General features: G+C 49.9%; 13 protein-coding genes. 12 read left to right on the top strand and 1 reads right to left on the bottom strand.

All coding sequences use genetic code 11. The annotated features are described in order from the left end of the window. Nucleotides 1–11 precede the first annotated feature (11 nt). A complete protein-coding gene (locus M4J38_RS02485) occupies nucleotides 12–1,049 on the bottom strand; it encodes a LacI family DNA-binding transcriptional regulator (protein ID WP_251757943.1) in 1,038 nt (345 codons plus the stop codon). Between the two features lie 294 nt (nucleotides 1,050–1,343). Here M4J38_RS02485 and M4J38_RS02480 point away from each other — a divergent pair, with 294 nt between their 5' ends. The 12 genes from M4J38_RS02480 to M4J38_RS02425 all read left to right on the top strand — a co-directional run bounded on the left by M4J38_RS02480 (nucleotide 1,344) and on the right by M4J38_RS02425 (nucleotide 21,164). After that, nucleotides 1,344–4,553, top strand: coding sequence for a TonB-dependent receptor (locus M4J38_RS02480; protein WP_251757942.1), 3,210 nt, complete (start codon nucleotides 1,344–1,346; stop codon nucleotides 4,551–4,553). A 19-nt stretch (nucleotides 4,554–4,572) separates the two neighbouring features. Further along, nucleotides 4,573–6,339, top strand: a complete 1,767-nt coding sequence (locus M4J38_RS02475) for a RagB/SusD family nutrient uptake outer membrane protein (protein WP_251757941.1) — start codon at nucleotides 4,573–4,575, stop codon at nucleotides 6,337–6,339. Nucleotides 6,340–6,374: 35 nt separating this feature from the next. Next, a complete protein-coding gene (locus tag M4J38_RS02470; RefSeq protein WP_251757940.1) occupies nucleotides 6,375–8,024 on the top strand; it encodes a DUF4957 domain-containing protein in 1,650 nt (549 codons plus the stop codon). A gap of 72 nt (nucleotides 8,025–8,096) precedes the next feature. Continuing rightward, nucleotides 8,097–9,566, top strand: coding sequence for a polysaccharide lyase family 1 protein (locus tag M4J38_RS02465; RefSeq protein ID WP_251757939.1), 1,470 nt, complete (start codon nucleotides 8,097–8,099; stop codon nucleotides 9,564–9,566). A 9-nt stretch (nucleotides 9,567–9,575) separates the two neighbouring features. Then, entirely contained in the window at nucleotides 9,576–10,910 is a 1,335-nt protein-coding gene (locus tag M4J38_RS02460) for a polysaccharide lyase family 1 protein (RefSeq protein ID WP_251757938.1), read from the top strand. Nucleotides 10,911–11,042: 132 nt separating this feature from the next. Further along, nucleotides 11,043–11,777 carry a rhamnogalacturonan acetylesterase gene (locus tag M4J38_RS02455; protein ID WP_251757937.1) on the top strand — a complete coding sequence of 245 codons (735 nt, stop codon included), beginning with the start codon at nucleotides 11,043–11,045 and terminating at the stop codon, nucleotides 11,775–11,777. Nucleotides 11,778–11,802: 25 nt separating this feature from the next. Then, nucleotides 11,803–12,786, top strand: coding sequence for a pectinesterase family protein (locus M4J38_RS02450; RefSeq protein WP_251757936.1), 984 nt, complete (start codon nucleotides 11,803–11,805; stop codon nucleotides 12,784–12,786). Between the two features lie 312 nt (nucleotides 12,787–13,098). Then, nucleotides 13,099–14,661 (top strand): glycoside hydrolase family 28 protein, encoded by a 1,563-nt coding sequence (locus M4J38_RS02445; RefSeq protein ID WP_251757935.1) that lies wholly within the window; start codon nucleotides 13,099–13,101, stop codon nucleotides 14,659–14,661. A 4-nt stretch (nucleotides 14,662–14,665) separates the two neighbouring features. Then, nucleotides 14,666–15,661, top strand: a complete 996-nt coding sequence (locus M4J38_RS02440) for a pectinesterase family protein (protein ID WP_251757934.1) — start codon at nucleotides 14,666–14,668, stop codon at nucleotides 15,659–15,661. A 176-nt stretch (nucleotides 15,662–15,837) separates the two neighbouring features. Continuing rightward, entirely contained in the window at nucleotides 15,838–17,469 is a 1,632-nt protein-coding gene (locus M4J38_RS02435) for a glycoside hydrolase 43 family protein (protein WP_251757933.1), read from the top strand. Between the two features lie 135 nt (nucleotides 17,470–17,604). Continuing rightward, the gene (locus M4J38_RS02430; RefSeq protein ID WP_251757932.1) at nucleotides 17,605–19,257 is read left to right on the top strand and encodes a glycoside hydrolase family 28 protein; all 1,653 of its coding nucleotides are present in this window, start codon (nucleotides 17,605–17,607) and stop codon (nucleotides 19,255–19,257) included. Continuing rightward, a complete protein-coding gene (locus M4J38_RS02425) occupies nucleotides 19,254–21,164 on the top strand; it encodes a glycoside hydrolase family 88 protein (protein ID WP_251757931.1) in 1,911 nt (636 codons plus the stop codon). The genes M4J38_RS02430 and M4J38_RS02425 overlap by 4 nt, the downstream gene beginning before the upstream one ends.

The following is a 21,164-nucleotide window of genomic DNA, read 5'->3' as shown; positions in this document are numbered from 1 at the left end:
AACATTCAAAATTATATTTTCCTCCCTCCGGAAGAATCCCTGATCTGTATTTCAGGTGTAAGTACTCTTTTCTCGAACTCCTTTACTGGGCGTTTGCTTTCGATCAATTGCAGCAGCAGTTCGGTGGCGGCTTTGCCCATTTCGTAGGCGGGTTGCCTTATTACGGAGAGCGATGGGTTCAGCAGTTCCGGGATATCTGTGTTTGAAAATCCGATCACCGCTATTTCATCGGGTACGCGAATGCCTCTTCTGATCAGCGTTTTCAGGCATCCGGTAGTGAGCTTGTCGCTGGTGGTGAAAATGGCGTCGGGTTTGTTCTTTTGTGTGAGCAGGTTGTTCACGGCTTCTTCAATTTCAGAAAAGATCATACCGCCGTAAAAACAGTGTTTTACCCATGAGTTGATGGGTTTAATATCGTGTGCAAGCAAGGCTTCGCGGTAGCCCGCCAGTCGTTCCGAAGTAATGGAAAGGAATTCGGAATTGGTAAGGGCCGCGATTTTTTTATAACCATTCTTAATAAGATGTTCCGTGGCATCATAAGCGCCCTGGAAATTATCGGATACCACCGTATGTGTTTTTATTTCATCGGCGATGCGGTCGAACAACACGATGGGTAATCCTTTTTCGTGTAATGCGCGGATATGACTGGTATCGTTGGTTTCAGTGGAAACGGAAATCAGCAATCCATCTACGGAGCGGGAAGACAGGTAATGGAGGTCCATCACTTCGCGTTCATAGGATTCATGACTTTGCGAGATGATTACGTTGTACCCGCGGTCGTAAGCGATGGATTCGATTCCGTTGATGATTTGTGAAAAGAAGTTGTTGGCAATCTCGCATACCACCACACCAATGGAGCGGCTCCTTTTTTCCTTCAGGCTCAGCGCGATGGGATTGGGGCGGTAGTTGAGTTTTTCGGCGCAATCCAGTACCAGTTGTTTGGTTTCCGCACTGATCTCGTGGCTGTCGCGCAGGGCGCGGGAAACCGTTGAAGTGGAGAGTCCTAAGGCTTTGGCAATGTCTTTAATGGTAACCGCTTCGAATTTCATCCTTGATCTGATTGAATGATTCTAAAGATACTTTATTATGCCGGAACGCTGCGGGAAGAAGAAACTAAGTGGTGATTTTATGCAAACCATTACGCCAACGATGCCGGGAACGATTGCGTAAAAAAAGGTTTTCAAACGTTTTCCCGGCAAGGAAAATAGTGATAGCATTGCTTTAACGATTGAAATTGCTTGTCATATTGCACATGGAAACCTTCCATTTTATAACTCCGCGTCTTTGGGTGCCGTGCGTAATCCTGCAATTTCTTCGCTTTATTTAATAAACATGTTTGCTGTATGAGAAAGTTATGCTTCACGCTGTTATTCCTCATTACGTCATTTTACCAGGTCTTCGCCCAATCGGGAACCATTCAGGGGAAAATTACTGAAGAAGGTACCGGTGCGCCATTGCCCGATATTTCGGTAGTGGTGAGCGGAGAAAAAAATGGGGTTAAAAGTGGTTCCGACGGGCGCTTTTCCCTTCGTGTGTCCAAGCCCGTAACACTGGTAATTACCGGCGTGGGTTTTAAAACCATGAACGTTCCGGCTGAACCCGGGAAGGAACTGAATATTACCCTTCAACGAGAGGTTTCTAACCTTGACGAGTATGTGGTGATTGGGTACCAGCAGGTAAAAAGAAAGGACCTGACCAGTTCCGTTTCTTCCGTGAGCGCGAAGGACCTGAAAGATATTCCGATCAACTCCACCGCGGAAGCATTGGCAGGACGATTGGCCGGTGTACAGATTATTCAGTCGGAAGGTACGCCCGGGGCCAGCGCCGTAGTGAAACTGAGGGGCGGAGGTTCTATTACCCAGGACAACGCGCCGTTGTATGTGGTGGACGGTATTCAGGTGGAGAACGCGCTGGATGTATTGGCTCCGCAAGACATCGAAACCATTGATGTTTTGAAAGATGCGGCGGCCACCGCGATTTATGGCGCGCGTGGCGCGAACGGCGTAGTAATTATTACCACCAAAGGAGGAAAGGCGATGAAAACACGCATCAACTACAACGGGCTGGTGGGCGTGCGGCAACTCGCCAATAAGCTCTCCGTGATGAAGCCTTACGATTTCGTACGCTACCAATATGAAAGAAGCAGAGGCAGCTCCGCCGATGAACTGGGTTTCCTCAATTCCTATGGAACCTACGCCGACCTTGAATTATACAAGGAAGTGCCTTTTGTGGATTGGCAGGATGAAATGTTTGGACGTGACGCCATGATGCAAACCCACAACGTGAGTATGGTGGGCGGAAACGCGGATACCAAATTCAACCTGAGCCTGTCGTCGAATAAAGAAGAGGGCGTAATGCTGTTATCTGACTTCGATCGGAAGATACTCAACTTCAAATTCGACCATAACGTATCTAAAAAACTTAAGGTAGGCGCTGCGGTCCGCTACAACAATACGGTGATTAACGGTGCGGGAACGGCCAGCGAAGGCAGTTCCGGAACCAACCGTTTGCGCCATAGCGTGAAGTACCGTCCTTTGCTGGCCGGTACCCAGGATTTGCTGGATTATGATCCTGATTACGCCTTGCAAACCAACGCCAACGGGCTCTCTCTGGTAAACCCGATTTTGTTGAATGAGGCGGAATACAGGAAGAACAGGAACAGCGTGGCCAACCTCAGTGGCTTCTTTAACTACGAGTTGAACAAATACCTTTCTTTTAAATCAACGCTCGGTTTTGACATCACCAACAACCGGCAACTGGCTTTCAACGATACCATTACCAGTATCGCCCGTCAGAACTCCAACATGCCCACCGCTTCCATCACTACTTTTCAGCGGAATACCCTGAACAACTCCAATGTGCTCACGTTTACCATGAACAAGTCGGGGACCACATTCAGTGAAAGAAACGCGTTGGATGTGCTGGTGGGACATGAAGTATACGAAAATGTGGAAAGAAGATTAATTACAGAAAGCCGTTATTTCCCGGTGGGCATTACCGCTGAAAGGGCTTTGGGAAATATGGGACTGGGCAGCGCGCCCGCGGGAAGTGTGCAGCCTTTGCCCACTTCTACCGAATTCACCAATAAGTTACTCTCCTTTTTCGGCAGGGTGAATTATGCTTTCGACAAGAAATACCTGTTCACGGCTTCACTCCGTGCCGACGGTTCTTCCAAATTCGCCGAAGGCAAAAGATGGGGGTATTTCCCCTCCGCTTCCGCCGCCTGGAGAATTTCGGAAGAAGATTTTATGAAGAACACTTTCCCAGTAATCAGCGACCTGAAACTGCGCGCCAGTTACGGAGAAGCGGGCAACAACAGGATTCCGGACTTCCTATACATGCAGCAGTTCCTCACCAACAGGTATTATAGCATCGGTGAACAACTGATTCCGGCTTATTTCAGCGCCGACCTGGCCAATGCAAACCTGCAATGGGAAACCACCATCGCCCGCAACATCGGCGTGGATGTGTCTTTCTTCAACAACAGGTTGCAGTTGTCGCTGGATGCCTATAAAAATACTACCCGCGACCTGCTCGTGGAAGTGCCCGTGCCTACTTCATCAGGATACGTTGACCAGTTCCAGAACGTGGGCGCCACTACCAACAAAGGGGTGGAAGTTCAACTGAGCGGTACGCCGGTAACCGGAAAAGATTTTAGCTGGAACGCCAGCTTCAACATTTCTTTCAATAAAAACGAAATCACCAGCCTGGGCAGGTTCCAGGACAGGTACCGGTTCACCTCCGGATGGGGCGGCTCCAACCAGCCCGCGGATTATATGGTACAGGTGGGGCAACCGGTGGGAACCATCTTCGGACTGGTGACCGATGGTTTCTATACATTGTCGGACTTCGATTACGCCAATGGCGTATATACCCTCAAAACCGGGGTGCCCAACAACAGCGGCATTACTTCCGTGGCGCCCCAGCCCGGTGTGCTGAAGTTTAAGGACCTGGATGGCGATGGAGATGTGGACGATTCCGACAGAACGATTATCGGTAACACACAACCGAAGTTCTTCGGCGGGCTGAACCAACAGTTCACCTACAAAAATTTCGATATGAGCGTATTCGTGAACTTCCAGGTGGGCAACGACGTGTACAACGCCAACAAACTGGAGTTCACCAGCGGGTATACGCCCAACTCCAATATGTTGGATATCATGAACGGCAGATGGACCAACATCAATGCGGCCGGCCAAGTAGTAACCGATCCCGCGGAACTGGCCAAATTGAACGAAAACGCCACCATCTGGTCGCCGCTGCGCAGCGCGAGTTCTTTCTATGTGCATTCCTGGGCCATTGAAGACGGGTCTTTCCTGCGCGTGAACAACATTACCCTGGGCTACACTTTCCCCAAAAAGCTGATGAATAAACTGAAAGCCAGCTCGCTCCGGGTATACGGAACCGTGAATAACCTTGCGGTATTCACCAACTACAGCGGCTACGATCCAGAGGTGAACACCCGCAGAAGCACACCGCTCACGCCTGGTGTCGACTATTCAGCATACCCCCGCAGCAGGGCCTTTATCTTCGGGTTAAACCTTTCCTTGTAATGTTTAAATGATTGATGTCATGAAAAGAAATCTTTATAATAAACTGATGTTGGGTTGCTTGTCTGGTGTATTGGTGTTAAGTGCCGCCTCCTGCAAAAGATACCTTGAAGTAGAGCCGGTGTCCTCCTTTGGAACGGACTATGTTTTCAGCAACGTCCCAAATGCTGAAAAGGCCGTACTGGGTATTTATTCCGCGCTAGGTGGAGACCAGGGCTACGGTATCCGCATCAGTATGTACTATCCTTATGATAACGATGAAATGATGGGCCAGGGCGGAACCCCGTATCCGGACAATGAAAGAAGGGATATCGCCCACTTTAACGTGCAGCCGAGCAACACACAGCTTGCCGGCCCTTTCAATCAATTGTATTCGGGGGTGGAACGCGCCAATATCTGCATCTACAATATACCCCGCATGGCCATGTACACCAGTGGCAGCGCATTTGAACAAAGCCAGTTGAAACACATGCTGGGCGAGGCGCTTACCCTGCGCGCGCAGTTCTATTTCGAGCTGATCCGCAACTGGGGAGATGTGCCCGCGCACTTTCTGCCATCGAGCCTGGAAACGGATTTGTTTAAAGCCAAAACGGACCGGGACTCTATTTATGATGTATTGCTGAGCGACCTCCAGGAAGCGGCCACACTCGTGCCCTGGCGATCGGCTACTACGGTTACGAATGAACGCATTACCCAGGGCGCCGTGCGTGCTCTTCGCGCCAGGATCGCCCTGTTCAGAGGTGGATATTCACTCCGCCTGAACAGGCAGATGGAAAGGCCGGCCAATTATAAAGATTTCTACCAGATCGCTTTGGACGAATGTAAGGCCATCATGGATAAATCTTCAGAACACAACCTGAACAGCAGCTTTCAAGCGGTTTTCAAAGATGCGCTGGGCGCTAAAAGACAAGAGCCTAACGGTGAAATCATCTGGGAAGTGGGCATGTCGGGTGGAGGCAGCGGTTTCGGAGACAGCAAGCTGGGTTATTACAACGGCCCCCGTTACAACAACCAGGGCAACTCGGCGCTCACCATTCTTCCCTCTTATTTCTATGCGTTCGATTCTGCCGATACCAGGAGAGATGTGACCTGCGCGCCTTATAATATCGCCGCAGACAGGAACCTGGAGGCCAGGACCCTGCAAACGATGGTGGATGGAAAATTCCGCCGCGACTGGACGAACCAGCTTACCTCCGCCGCGCAGTACTTCGGCACCAACTGGCCCATGATCCGCTTTTCGGATGTATTGCTGATGTATGCCGAAGCAGATAATGAACTGAACAACGGCCCTTCCGCCGCCGCGAAAGCCGCCTTTGAAAAAGTGCGTCTCCGAGCCTATGGAGGCGACGCTTCCAAAATCGGGGTTACCCCATCTGATTACACAGGCTTCTTTAACGCGGTGATGAAAGAAAGGATGCTGGAACTTGGCGGAGAAGGTATCCGTAAATACGACCTGCTGCGCTGGAACAAGCTCAAGGAGCGGATCGATGCCACGAAAGCGCAACTGGAGGCTATGGCCAGCCGTCAGGCGCCATACGACCAGTACCCCGCCACCATGTACTACATAAAAGGAACGCCGTATATGAACTGGGCGAACTCGTTCTATAAACCCTCGCCTTCTCCGGCGCCAGCCGGCTCCACTTCGGTGGCATGGGTGGGAACAGGTATCCGCTCTACGATACTCACCTATTACGCCATCGGATTCACGGCGGGGAAAAGTGAACTGTTACCGATTCCCATCTCCGCGAGGGAGGCGAATCCATTCCTTACACAGGATTTCGGTTATTAACCCTTCTGATTTGAAGCATCATTAAAAACCTTTTTATGAACAGATTTCTTGCCAGGTATAAAACGGGATTGATGGCGGCGCTTTTCTTATCGGCGCTGGGCATTACGTCCTGTAAAAAAGACGATGATAAGTCTTTCCAACTCTCCAGGTTCTTCTCTCCCGGCGTTATTACGCCCACGGCCGGTGAAACCAGTGTTTCCCTTCAATGGCGGCCCTCGCTGCTCACGGAAGGTATTCGTGTAGAATATACGGTGGAAGTGGCCAAAGACACGCTATTCGCGAATGGCGCCGAATTGTCCAAAGTAGTATCCGATTCCACCCGGGTGATCTTTTCCGATAGTGAACTGGATATAAAGGTGAAATATTTCGCACGGATCAAAGCCAATGAACTGGGGGAAACGAAAGCTTCCAACTGGACCTACAGCCCTTCTTTTATGATCACGGGAGAACAGATTTTCTCCGCGATTTTGGATACGGAACTAAAGGATAAGTCCGTTATACTTCGCTGGCGTAGTACTTCCATGCCTACTAAAATCAGGCTTACCCCAACCGGTGGTACCGCTGTCGATTATCCGATCGGCGATGCCGACCGTACAAATGCGGCGCTGGAAATTACTGGACTCAGTCCCAATACCACTTACAGCGCGGAGATTTACCAGGGCAATCTTGTAAAAGGTGTGCTGAGTTTCACCACCAAAGAACCTAGTTTGTATACGGTGGAACTTGAAGCCGGAGCCGATATCGCCGCCGCAGTAGCCGCTGCCGCTTCCGGAGATGTGATCGGCCTTAAAGCCGGTGCATACAGCCTGCCCGCCGCTCTGGAAATTGTCGGGAAAAATATTTCCATCGTTTCCGTAACAGGTGATCCTGCAACAACAGTGGTCAATTTCAAACAGGTGAAACTGGTAGGAACCGGAGCTGGCGTTACCTTACGGGGAATTGATTTTAACGGCACCGCGAACGCCGCGGATTATTTCCTCAATTTCGGTGGTGCGGGTGGCGATGGGAATGCCGCTGATTTTGCGAATGTGAGTGTGGAAAATTGTATCGTAAGAAATGTTACCACTTCTTTCATCCGCGCGAACAGGGGAAGTTCAGCGGGCGTGCACACGATTAACGAAATCAAAGTGAGCGGCTGCATGGTTTATAACCTGAATGCCAGCAATTCCGGCTTCGATTGTGTGCTGCTGGATCGGCTAAAGTTCACTAAAGTAGATATTACCAATTCCACCTTTACCGATTTTGGCCGTGCCTTTATCTCCGCTTCCACTACCGTTTCAGGACCCATTCCCGAAGTGAATGTGAGCGGTGTTACCCTGAATTATTTTGGTGCCGGTTCCAGAAGGGTGTTGTTTGACGCGAATGCGAATCCTGTTAAATTCACACTTAGCAATTCGATTGTGGGCAATACGCCCAAAGCCGGTGCGGCCACGCTTTCTCCCGATCTGGTGAGAGCCACCGGGGTAGGCGCGACCGTTACCATTCAGCATACCAATCTGTTCAACCTGCAGAATGGAGAAAGCGCCCCGTTGAATATTCCCGCTTATGTTTCTGTGCTGAACAATACGAATGTGGTCCTCGATTGGAACGCAACCACCACCAATTTTACCTTGCCTGTTGGTTCTCCCCTGAGAACCGCCGGTTCAGGAGGTGGCCCGGTAGGCGATCCCCGTTGGGCGCTCTAAAGCGATGAAATTTTGAATACCGGCATAGCTTTTTCGGAGTACTATGCCGGTATCGCTTTTTAAAACCAGATTATGTTAAGACCAAGCACACAACTGAAGTTATTGTTGGCCCTGGGAATACTGGTGGTAGCTTGTGGTAAAACAACCATGTCGCCGGTAGACATTGGTATGCCGGGAACGCCGGAGGCGCCTGTCCAGGAAAGAGCCCTCGCTTTCCCCGGTGCTGAAGGTTTCGGAAAGAGTGCCACCGGTGGCCGCGGTGGAAAGGTGATTAAAGTAACCACACTTGCGGATGCAGGTACAGGTTCTCTGCGGGATGCCATCAACCAGACCGGTCCGCGCATCATCGTCTTTGAAGTGTCAGGTAATATTAAGTTGAAAAGTACACTGAGCATTCGCAACAATGATGTGACCATCGCCGGACAAACAGCGCCCGGAGACGGCATCTGCGTGCAGGATTACGATGTGGTGGTGGATGCCGATAATGTGATCATCCGTTATATGCGTTTCCGTATGGGCGATCTCGCGCAGCGCGAATCCGATGCATTGTGGGGAAGGTACCACCAGAACATCATCATCGACCATTGCTCTATCAGCTGGTCTATAGATGAGGCAAGTTCTTTCTACTTCAACAAGAATTTCACCATGCAATGGTGCTTCATCACGGAAAGCCTGAACAAGTCGTTTCATGAAAAAGACGATCATGGCTATGGCGGCATCTGGGGCGGAAGCAATGTGAGTTTCCACCACAACCTACTGGCGCACCACAACAGCCGCAATCCGCGGTTCAATGGCGGTGCTCGTTCCGGGATAAGCAACCCGTTCTCTAACTGGCAGGAAAACGTAGATTACCGCAACAATATCTTGTACAACTGGGGCGATAACAGCGCTTATGGCGGGGAGAATGGCAACCACAATATGGCGGCTAATTATTACAAACCGGGGCCGGGAACACCTTCCTCAAAAAACAAACGTATCCTCGAAATATCCATGGATGCAAACCCTACGCTTCATCCGCCTGGATTCGGTAAATTTTATATTTCCGGTAATTACCTGCATGGCAATACAGCTATTACTTCCGATAACTGGGCCGGTGGTGTTGACCTGCGCCCCGGCGTGATCCTATCCGTGGCGAAAGCTACCACCCCCTTCCCTTACGATACCATCACGCAGCACACGGCGGAAAAAGCATACGATTTGGTACTTGCCTACGGTGGTTGCAGCTTAGTAAGAGACGTGGTGGATACCCGCATAGTAAACGAAGTGAAGAATGGAACAGTGACCTTCAATGGTTCTAAAACGGGTAAAAAAGGCATGCTGGATTCTCAAACCGATGCCGGAGGATGGCCGGTTCTCAACAGCAAGCCTGCTCCGGTCAATACCGCTGGCGATGGAATAGCCGATGCCTGGAAAACCGAAAAGAAACTTGATGTGTCGAAGAATGTCGCCAACGGACGCAACCTCAGCACTGCTTACGACAATCTTGAAGTGTATATCAACAGCCTGGTGGAAGAAATTACCACGAAACAAAAAGGGCAATAAAATACTACTATGATCAACCGACTGAGTACTGTAAGCCTATTGATCTTCCTGTTTGTTGTTGCGGGCACACAAGCCCAGCCACTGGCTTTCCCCGGGGCCGAGGGCTTTGGCCGCTTTACTACAGGCGGAAGAGGCGGACGTGTATTATATGTGACCAACCTGAATGATGATGGTCCCGGTAGTTTGCGCGCCGCCCTGAAAGAAAAAGGCGCGCGAACAATCCTGTTCTCCGTATCAGGAAATATCGAACTTCAATCCAGGTTGCCCATCAACAATGGGGATGTAACCATAGCCGGACAATCAGCGCCAGGCGATGGCATCTGTATCACGGGCTACCCGGTAGGGATAAGTGCGGACAACGTGATCATCCGCTACCTGCGTATCCGCCTTGGTGATGCCAATAAAGTGGAGGCCGACGCGATCGGTGGAACGGGGCACAATAATATCATCATCGACCATTGCTCCATCAGTTGGTCCACGGACGAATGCGCCTCTTTCTACCACAACAAAAATTTCACGCTTCAATGGTGCCTTATCTCCGAAAGCCTGAACGCGTCCGCCCACGTGAAAGGAGAACATGGTTACGGCGGAATATGGGGTGGGGAAGGCGCAAGTTTCCACCACAACCTGCTGGCGCACCACAAAAGCAGGATGCCCAGGTTCAGCGGTTCTTCCACCACACAGAATCCGGAGGATGAACTGGTGGATTACAGGTATAACGTTGTCTACAACTGGGGCAGCAATAATTCCTACGGTGGGGAGAAAGGGAAATACAACATCGTGAACAATTACTACAAAGCAGGACCCGCCACCAAGAAGACTGTGGCGGAAAGAATATTGAACCCATCTTCACCTTATGGGTTGTTTTATGTGAAAGGAAACGTGCTGGAAAATTCACCCAAAGTGACCGCCGACAACTGGAAAGGCGTGCATTGTGAAAACCCGGATTCCGCCCGTGCGGAAAATCCCTTTCCCACGCCGGAAATTAACGGGGTGGATGCGGTGAAAGCATACGATCTGGTGTTGAAATTTGCCGGAGCAAGTTATAAAAGAGACGTCTTGGATGAGCGGATTGTGCATGAAGTGCGTTCAGGAACGGCTTCCAGGGGCAAAGAAAAGAATGGTATCATTGATTCCGTTGAAGAATCTGGCGGATTACCGGCATTGAAATCGGCTACCGCGCCAAAAGATACGGATGGCGATGGCATACCCGATGTATGGGAACAGGAACACAAGCTGAATCCGTTAAAAAACGATGCCCAACTGAAAACATTACACAAAGATTATACGAACCTTGAAATCTATTTGAACGGTCTCCTGCAACTGTCCGCAGGAAAAGCCTGATTTGAAATCTGCAACCCCTCGTCTATCCATAATTAATAATGAGGTTCCAACCCCTCTCCCCCGGGAGAGGGGTTGGGGTGAGGCTCCGAAACGCATCTACGGAAATAAGATTCAAAGCTCAAAACCATCACCATGAAATACCTGCTTTACTGTTTGCTCCCGTTTTTGTTTGGCCCGCAAGAAAAGATCCATATCTACCTTGTCGGCGATTCCACGATGTCCATCAAAAGCACGAAAGCTGTTCCTGAAATGGGTTGGGGCGTACCCTTCGCTACTTTTTTTGACAGTACGGCGGTAGTGGAGAACCATGCGCAGAATGGGAGAAGTACCCGCAGCTTTATGCAGGAAAAACGCTGGGAGCCTATCGTAAACAAACTCAAGAAAGGTGATTTTGTATTGATCCAGTTCGGGCACAACGATGAAATACCCACCAAAAAATCAGCTACTACGCCGGATGAATTCCGGAAGAACCTGGAAAAATACGTGAACGATACCCGCGAAAAAAACGCGTTCCCGGTGTTGATTACCGCCGTGGCGCGCAGAAGTTTTTCCCCTGAAGGAAAGCTGACGGATACACACAGGGAATATTCCGACATCACCCGCAGCGTAGCGAAACAGCTGAATGTGCCATTGGTGGACCTTGATGAAAAAAGTCGCGCTTTGTTGCAACAGATGGGGCCGGAATCCTCAAAGCTGCTCTACCTGCACCTGAAACCCGGCGAGCATCCTAATTATCCTGACGGGAAAACCGACGATACTCATTTTAATGAACTTGGCGCAAGACTGATGGCGCAACTGGTGCTGAAAGAACTTCGATCGCTGAAAATACCCGTTACAGATCATGTAGTGAACAATGGCAAAAAATAATTACCGAAGGAATACCCCGCATATTATGCACCGATTAACCTCCATATGTTTTCTTTTTCTTTCTTTACTGTTGCTTTCCTGGCACGCCGATCCGGTAAAGCTGACGGTAGCCAAAGACGGTACCGGTGATTACACCACGATCCAGGAGGCCGTAAATGCCGTGCGTGATCTTTCGCAGGTGCGGGTGACCATACACGTTAAGAATGGGATCTACCGTGAAAAACTCGTGATCCCTTCCTGGAAAACAAGGGTATCGATCATCGGTGAAAACGCGGACAGCACGATCATCTCCTGGAACGATTATTCCGGTAAACCCTATCCCGGTAAAGATTTTACGGGGAAGGATAAGTTCAGCACGTATACTTCTTATACGGTGCTCGTACAGGGAAATGATTTCATCGCGGAGAACCTGACCATAGAAAATACTTCCGGTCCCGTAGGGCAGGCCGTTGCGCTCCATGTGGAGGGCGACAGGTGTATTGTGCGCAAATGCCGGCTGCTGGGCAACCAGGATACTTTGTACACCGCTACGAATACCAGCCGGCAGTATTACGAAGACTGCTATATAGAAGGCACAACGGATTTTATTTTCGGCGAAGCAACAGCCGTTTTTCAACGCTGCACTATCTTCAGTAAGAAAAATTCTTTCATAACCGCCGCGTCTACGTCTCCGGCGCAGCCGTTCGGATATGTATTCTTTGATTGCAGGCTGAAGGCCGATACTTCCGCGAGGAAGGTTTACCTGGGAAGACCGTGGCGGCCACACGCAAAAACCGTATTTATCCGCACGGAGATGGACGGGCATATTCTGCCCGCAGGCTGGGACAACTGGCGCAATCCGGACAATGAAAAAACGGTAGGATATGCGGAGTATGAAAGTAAAGGCGCGGGCGCATCCACCCAAAGGGTGAAATGGGCGAGACAACTTTCTTCGAAGGAACTGAAACAATATACCTTGAAGAAAATATTTAGTCAGAACGATGGGTGGACGCCTGAGAACAGCTTATGACCGGAAAACACTCCTGGGAGAACAGGCACCGGAGCAGGAGATAATTGCTTATTCAGCAGAGAGGCATGTTTCGGCTGCTATCAATCCGGCATTCCAGGTGCCTGCGGCCAAGGGCAATTCGGTTGCGGCTGTAAATAGTCTGATGTATGCCAGCGCAATGCTGAAATATAAGCGCCCGGGTAGTCTTCATGTTTTCCCTGAAAGAAGCCCTGTGATTGCATTACGGAATAACCCTGGCAGCACGTCACAATAGACTGAAATATGAGCGCGCTGGCTAATAAAAATGAATTTCATTCCAGAAAAGATCAAAAAATGATAAAGAAAATCCTCGCCGTAGGCTTGTTTTTTAACGGTATGTTCTCCGGTATTTTCGCACAGGCTTATTCCTGGGAAAAACTTCCCGTTGCGCAACTGCCCTCTTTTAAAAAGGATACTATCAATATAAAAACCTTCGGTGCAAAGAACGATGGAGTTACACTCAATACCAAAAGCATCAATAGCGCAATCGCAGCCATATCAAAAAAAGGTGGTGGCGTAGTGGTGGTGCCCGAGGGCATCTGGCTCACCGGGCCGGTTGAAATGCAAAGCAATGTGAACCTTCACCTGAAGGCAGGATCCATGTTGCTTTTTACGAAGGACTTCGATCAATACCCCTTAGTGGAGGGATTTTATGAGGGAAGAAGGGCTGCCAGGAACCAGTCGCCTGTGTATGGCACCAATCTTACCAACATTGCCATTACCGGGAAAGGTGTGGTGGATGGCAACGGCGATGTATGGCGCATGGTCGGCCGCGACAGGCTCACGGCATCTGAATGGAAAAAGAAAGTTGCCTCCGGAGGAATGGTGAGCGCGGATGAAAAGCTCTGGTATCCTTCCGCCAAAACAAAAAAAGCCCATGAAGAAAAGCGCAGTATGCTATTGGAACCGGGAAAATCCCTGACGGATTTCGAGGACATTAAAGATTATCTCCGGCCCAACCTGATAGTATTCATCAACTGCAACCGTGTTTTACTGGAAGGCGTAACGTTTCAGAACTCCCCCGCCTGGAACCTTCACCCCATCATGTGCAGTAACATTACACTGAAAAACGTGACCGTTAAAAACCCGGAATACGCGCAGAACGGGGACGGGATAGACCTTGAATCCTGTAAGAACTTCCTTTTGGAAGATTGCACCTTTGATGTTGGTGATGATGCCATCTGCATCAAATCAGGAAAAGATGAGGAAGGCAGAAAGCGCGGTATGCCCACAGAGAACGGTGTGGTGAGGAACTGCATTGTGTACAAAGGTCACGGCGGTTTCGTGGTAGGCAGCGAAATGAGTGGCGGGGCAAGAAATATTTTCGTGGAGAATTGCCTATTCATGGGCACCGATAAAGGCCTTCGCTTCAAAACCACCCGCGGACGCGGTGGTGTGGTGGAACACATTTATGCGAGGAACATTTTTATGAAGGATATCGTTCAGGAAGCGATATTCTTCGATATGTACTATTTCGTGAAATCACCAACCGACGGGGAAAGAAAGGTTACGCCGGAAGTGAATGAAGGAACACCGGTTTTCCGGAAGGTGTTTATGGAAAATATTGTTTGCGAAGGGGCCAACAAAGGCATCTTCATCCGGGGATTACCCGAAATGAATGTACAGGATATCCACATGAAGAAGATGACCCTCACTTCTAAGATCGGGGCCGAAATTATTGAAGGGACGGGCATTTATATGAAAAATATTACACTTAACAGTACCGTGAAAACACCGGTTGTATTGGTGGAGAACAGCCATGAAGTATGGGTGAAATCCTTGGAACATCCGGCTACAGATTCGCTTTTTGAGTTGAAAGGCACACCCGCCGCTGAATTAAAAATCCAAAAGAACTGACCCGATGCGTACGTTGTATTTCACAAGGTTTTTGTTCCTCGCAGGATGGCTGATGCTGCTGCCCTGTTCAAAAAAAATACAGGCTGGCGTTGCAGGTTTACCCAGGTACGATATGGTAGTGGCCCAGGATGGCTCGGGTGATTTTACCACCCTACAAGCCGCTTTAAACGCGGTGCCTGATTACCGTAAAAAGACCACGGTGATATTCGTGAAAAAAGGACGGTATAAAGAAAAACTGGTGTTGCCTGAATCGAAGAACTTTGTCACGATTATCGGGGAGGATAAAGACAGTACTATCCTCACCTACGATGACTATGCGCAGAAGTTGAACACCTTCGGGGAAGAGAAAGGTACTTCCGGTTCCGCTTCCTTTTATGTGTATGGCAAAGATTTTACAGCAGAGAACATTACGTTCGAGAACAGTTCCGGCCCCGTAGGCCAGGCGGTGGCGATTTTAGTAGCAGGAGACAGGGCAAGATTCATCGGGTGCAGGTTCCTGGGTTTCCAGGATACATTGTACACATATGGTCACGAGAGCCGCCAGTTTTATAAGGATTGTTACATCGAAGGGACGGTTGATTTTATCTTCGGTTCGTCTACAGCCTGGTTCGAAAACTGTACGATATTTTGCAAAAAGAACGGGTATGTAACTGCGGCGTCCACGCCACAACATAGGCGGTTTGGCTACGTGTTCTCGCATTGCAGGATAACCTCCGACGCCGCTCAGCATAGTTTTTACCTCGGTCGCCCCTGGAGACCGTATGCCAGAACAGTATTCCTTCATACTGAAATGGCGGCGCACATCAGGCCGGAGGGTTGGCACAACTGGGGGAAAGTTGAAAATGAAAGCACCGTTTTTTACGCCGAATACAAGAGTTCAGGCCCCGGCGCGCAGCCGTTAAAACGCGTACAATGGTCGCGTCAGTTAACCGACCAGGAAGCCGGCGAATATGCGTTGCAGTCAGTAATGGGCGATTGGGACCCGCTTGCGGGCTTATAATGTCAAAGGTTCTTAAACACAACAGGGCGCCTATTGTAAGCGCAATTGAATAGGTGCGGCATGTTAGAATACTGGTGGATAGGATTTAATGCTGTAATAGTTGTTTGTGATTAATAATCATACACCAGAAGTATTACTGGAATTGAATTTATTTTTTGTGGGCTCTTTTGTAAAATATGAAAAGAAACTTACGATATGTGGCGGCTATACTGCTGTTTTCCACGGCAGTTAAGGCGCAGCAGGAGATGTTATCAAAAACCTGGGTAGCCGATAACGGCAACGGTACTTATAAGAATCCCATCCTCCATGCCGATTATTCTGATCCGGATGCGGTGCGTGTGGGTGAGGATTTCTATATGATCTCTTCCAGCTTTAACCAGGCCCCGGGATTACCCATTCTTCATTCAAAAGACCTGGTAAACTGGAAACTGATCGGTCATATTCTGCCCAAACAACCGCCCTTTGCGCATTTTTCAAAGCCACAGCATGGAAATGGAGTATGGGCGCCTTCCATCCGGTACCATAACGGTAGTTTCTATGTGTATTACCCCGATCCCGACTTCGGTATTTACCTCACCAAAGCAAAAAATATTAACGGTCCCTGGAGCGAGCCCATCCTCGTGGAGGCGGGAAGTGGTTTGATTGATCCCTGCCCCTTATGGGATGATGACGGGAAAGTATACCTGGCGCATGCTTTTGCGGGAAGCAGGGCGGGTATCAAAAGTATTGTGGTGGTGAAACAACTGAATGCGGAAGGAACAAAAACCATCGATGACGGTGTACTGGTGTTCGACGGGCACGACCAGGATCCCACCCTTGAAGGGCCGAAATTCTATAAAAGAAATGACTACTACTACATATTCGCGCCTGCCGGTGGTGTTTCCACCGGATGGCAGCTGGTGCTTCGTTCCAAAAACGTATACGGTCCGTACGAAAGAAAGGTGGTGATGGACCAGGGCAAATCGCCTGTGAATGGCCCGCACCAGGGTGCCTGGGTGAATACGGCTACTGGAGAGGATTGGTTCCTTCATTTCCAGGACAAAGATGCTTACGGTCGGATTGTGCACCTTCAGCCGATGAAATGGGTGAACAACTGGCCCGTGATTGGCGAGGACCCGGACGGAGATGGAAAGGGGCAGCCGGTGATGGTGCACAAAAAGCCAAATGTCGGTAAAATATGGCCCAAAGCCGCACCGCCGGAATCCGACGAGTTTTCCAGCCGGAAGCTTGGCTTACAATGGCAGTGGAACGCCAATCCGAAGGTGGGCTGGTATTTTCCTTCACCTTCAAAAGGTGAACTGCGTCTTTTTACAGATAAAATACCCGACAGCGCAAAGAACTTATGGGATGTGCCCAATATTCTTACGCAGAAATTTCCTGCCGAAGCTTTTTCGTTTACCACGAAATTCAGTTTTAAACCCAGGCTGCAAGGCGAACGTTTCGGCCTGGTGGTGTATGGTGCTGACTATGCATACCTGTCTCTCGTGAAGAAAGAAGATGGTATTTACCTTTCCCGTGTTACTTGTTTGAAGGCGGAAAAAGGCGCTGCCGAAAAAGAAGAAATGCTGCAGAAGATAGCTTCAGGGGATTGCTGGTTCAGGGTAACGGTACAGCCAGGTGCGCTTTGCTCCTTTAGCTACAGTACCGATGGCGCGACCTTCACGAGCGCCGGAACGGTATTCAAGGCCGTGCCGGGTCGCTGGGTGGGCGCGCAAGTAGGATTTTTCTGCACCAGGGATGTGGTGACCAACGATGCGGGCTGGTCGGATATCGACTGGGTACGTGCGCACCCGGTGCCACCGCTATAGCGATGCCACCGGGTACGGTGAAAACACCGTATGCCGTAAACGATGCCGGTAACGATTGCGTAAATAAAGTCGCAAAAACCGCTTACCGGTCGGGAATATCTCGTTACACTTGTCATGAATCATACGATGCTTGCAATGATGAAACACAATTTTTCCGCCTTTTTGATCGCGTTTGCCATTTTTTCTTCCCAGCAAATAGTTGCGCAGGCGTTTCCTATGCCCAAAGTGAAGCCCCCCGTTTTCCGGAAGGATACGCTCGATATCCGGAAATTCGGTGCGAAGCCGGACGGCGTTACGCTGAACACCAAAGCGATTCAGGATGCCATTACCGCCTGTAATAAGAAGGGTGGTGGCGTGGTACTGGTGCCTTCCGGGCAATTTCTGACGGGTCCCATTGAACTGCTTTCTAACGTGAACCTGCACCTGCAAAAAAATGCCATGTTGTTGTTTACGAGTGACTTCTCCCAGTACAAACTGGTGGAAACGAACTGGGAAGGGCTGAGGGCCGTGCGCAATCAATCGCCGGTTTCAGCGCTGAAAGCGATAAACATCGCTATAACGGGATCTGGTATTATTGATGGTGGCGGCGCAGCCTGGCGTATGGTAAAACGCGAAAAACAAACGGAGTCGCAATGGAAGCGACTCGTGGCTTCCGGCGGTGTGGTGAGTGAGGATAAAAAGAACTGGTACCCATCCGAAGGTTCCATGCTGGGGAATAAGAATCCATCGCTCGGTCTGTGGAAGGAAGGCATGAAACCCGAAGATTTTCTTCCTGTAAAAGATTACCTGCGGCCCAACCTGCTGGTGCTGAACGGGTGTAAAAATATTCTGCTGGAGGGCGTGGTATTTCAGAACTCCGCGGCCTGGTGTTTGCACCCCATCATGAGCAGCAATATTATTATCCGGAACCTCAACGTAAAGAATCCCTGGTACGCACAAAACGGTGATGGAATTGACCTTGAATCCTGCAAAGATGTGCTGATAGAAAACAGCATCTTCGATGTGGGCGATGATGGGATTTGCATCAAATCCGGAAGGGATGCACAAGGCCGGAAACGCGCGATGCCTACGGAAAACGTACTTATCCGCAACTCAGTGGTGTACCAGGCCCATGGCGGGTTTGTGATTGGCAGCGAAATGAGTGGCGGCGCGAGAAATATTTACGTTACGAATTGTGCGTTCATAGGAACTGATATTGGTCTGCGCTTTAAAACCACCCGCGGAAGAGGCGGGGTGGTGGAGAATATTCATATCAAAAATATCCACATGTCGGGGATCGCAGGGGAGGCTATTCTTTTTGACATGTACTATGCCGCGAAAGATCCGGTGCCGTTGGAAGGGGAGAAACGAGAATTGCCTAAAGTGGAATTTAAGCCTGTTACAGAAGAGACGCCCGTTTTCAAAAACTTTTTCATCTCCGATGTGGTGTGCAACGGGGCCGCCAAAGCTATTTTTATCCGCGGGTTGCCCGAAATGCACATCAGCAATATCAACTTGTCGAATATGACGCTTCAGGCGGAGAAAGGAATTGAATGCAGCGAAGCGACCGATATACGGTTCAATAACGTGAAGATTCTGTCGAAGCATACGTCTCCTGTGGTGGATATCGTGAACTCGGACCGTATCTTTTTTAACGGGCTTTCCACTTCCGCCGCGCCTGAACTGCTGTTCCGCGTAGGCGGCGACCGGGTACGCCAGATTGAGGTGTCCAACACGACAGCACAGGATGCCAAAAACAAAATTGAGTACGAATTTGGGGCTTCGCCCAGCCAGGTAAAGTTTAAATGATGAATGTTCTGCGCAATATCACGATTGCTTGTTTCGCCACCATAGCCACATCAACTGCTTCCGCCCAGGAACAGCCGCTATCGGAGGCGCTCTCCCGCACGGCCATGCACCAATGGAAAGACTCTTTCGCGTTGGGTAGCGGCTCCGCCAAATGGAGCTACGACCTCGGCGTGATCCTGAAAGGCATGGAAGGCGTTTGGAGGTCAACCGGGAACGGCGATTACTTCCGGTACATCCAAAAGATGATGGACTTTTACGTACAGCCCGATGGCTCCATCAAGGGCTATAAAAAGTCTGATTTCAACATCGACTTCGTGAACAATGGCAAGTTGTTGCTATTGCTCTATAATGTGACCGGCCAGGAAAAATACCGCAAGGCCGCGGCCATACTCCGGGCGCAGCTGGATGAACATCCGCGCACCAAAGAAGGCGGCTTCTGGCACAAAAAAATCTATACCTGGCAAATGTGGCTCGACGGTCTTTACATGGGCCAGCCTTTCTATGCCGAGTATGCGAAAATATTCAACCAGCCCGAGGCTTTTAATGATATCACACGCCAGTTCGTTTTAATGGAACAGCGTTCCCGCGATCCTAAAACAGGATTGCTGTACCATGGCTATGATGAATCGCGCGAGCAGCAATGGGCCAATAAAACCACCGGTACATCCCCGCATTTCTGGGGACGCTCCCTGGGTTGGTACGGCATGGCGCTGGTAGACGCGCTGGATCATTTCCCGGAGAAACATCCGGGTAAGGATTCGCTCATCGGTATCCTGAACCGCCTCGCCACCGCGGTGGTGAAGTACCAGTATCCCGCCAACGGGTTGTGGTACCAGGTAACGGATCGCCCCGATTCAGCAGGCAACTATCCCGAAGCTTCCGCCTCCTGCATGCTCACTTATATGCTGGCCAAGGCCATGCGCAAAGGCTACCTTCCGGCAAAGTTTAAAGCCAATGCCCAAAAGGCTTACGCCGGTATTCAAAAACAGTTCATCCGCAAGGATGAGCAGGGACTGACCATTCTCGGCGGTACCGTTAGTGTCGCCGGACTGGGTGGAAAACCATACCGCGACGGCAGCTACGACTATTACCTCAGCGAAAAAGTAATCGATAACGATCCAAAGGGCATGGGTGCATTCATCCTCTGTGCCGTGGAAATGGAGAACGCCGCCATCGCTTCCAAAGGAAACAATAAGCTGGTAGTGCTCGACCGTTTCTTCAACAACGAATTCCGGAAAACCGCCGATGGCAGAACAGAACCCTTCCATTATATATGGGAGGAGCAGGACAACGGGGGCTATTCCGGTCTTCAATACATCATAGAACGTTTTGGCAGCAGGACCGGTAACCTGGCCGCCAAACCGGATAAAAAGAACCTGAAAGGCGCTTCCGTTTACATTATCGTGGATCCCGATACTGAAAAGGAAACGGCCCATCCTCAATTCATTACCGCGGACGCGCAAAAGAACATCGCCGCCTGGGTGAAAAAAGGCGGTACGCTTTTGCTGATGGCCAATGATAAGGAGAACGCTGAGTTCACTTATTTTAACCAGCTTGCAGGCATCTTCGGCATAAAGTTCAATGAAGATAGTCATAACCGCGTGCAGAAAAACAACTATGTGGAAGGAACGGTGAAAATACCGGAAGGTAATCCCGTGTTTTCACCGGGTGATTTCTTTATCAAGGAATATGCTTCTATAGAAACTTCCGGCAACGCGAAACCTTTGGTAACGCATGAGGGAAGAACAGTGATGGCATGGGCTACTTACGGCAAAGGAAGGGTGCTGGCCATTGGGGATCCATGGATCTACAATGAGTACGCCGATGGCAGGCGGTTGCCGGCTCATTTCCGCAACTTTGAAGGGGCGGAGGAACTGGTGAAATGGCTGGTGCGGTATCCAAAGTAG

It is taken from the genome of Parasegetibacter sp. NRK P23 (assembly GCF_023721715.1).
Taxonomy (GTDB): Bacteria; Bacteroidota; Bacteroidia; order Chitinophagales; family Chitinophagaceae; genus Parasegetibacter.
Note: the sequence above shows the minus strand (reverse complement) of the source record. Positions and strands in the feature narration are given on the sequence as shown.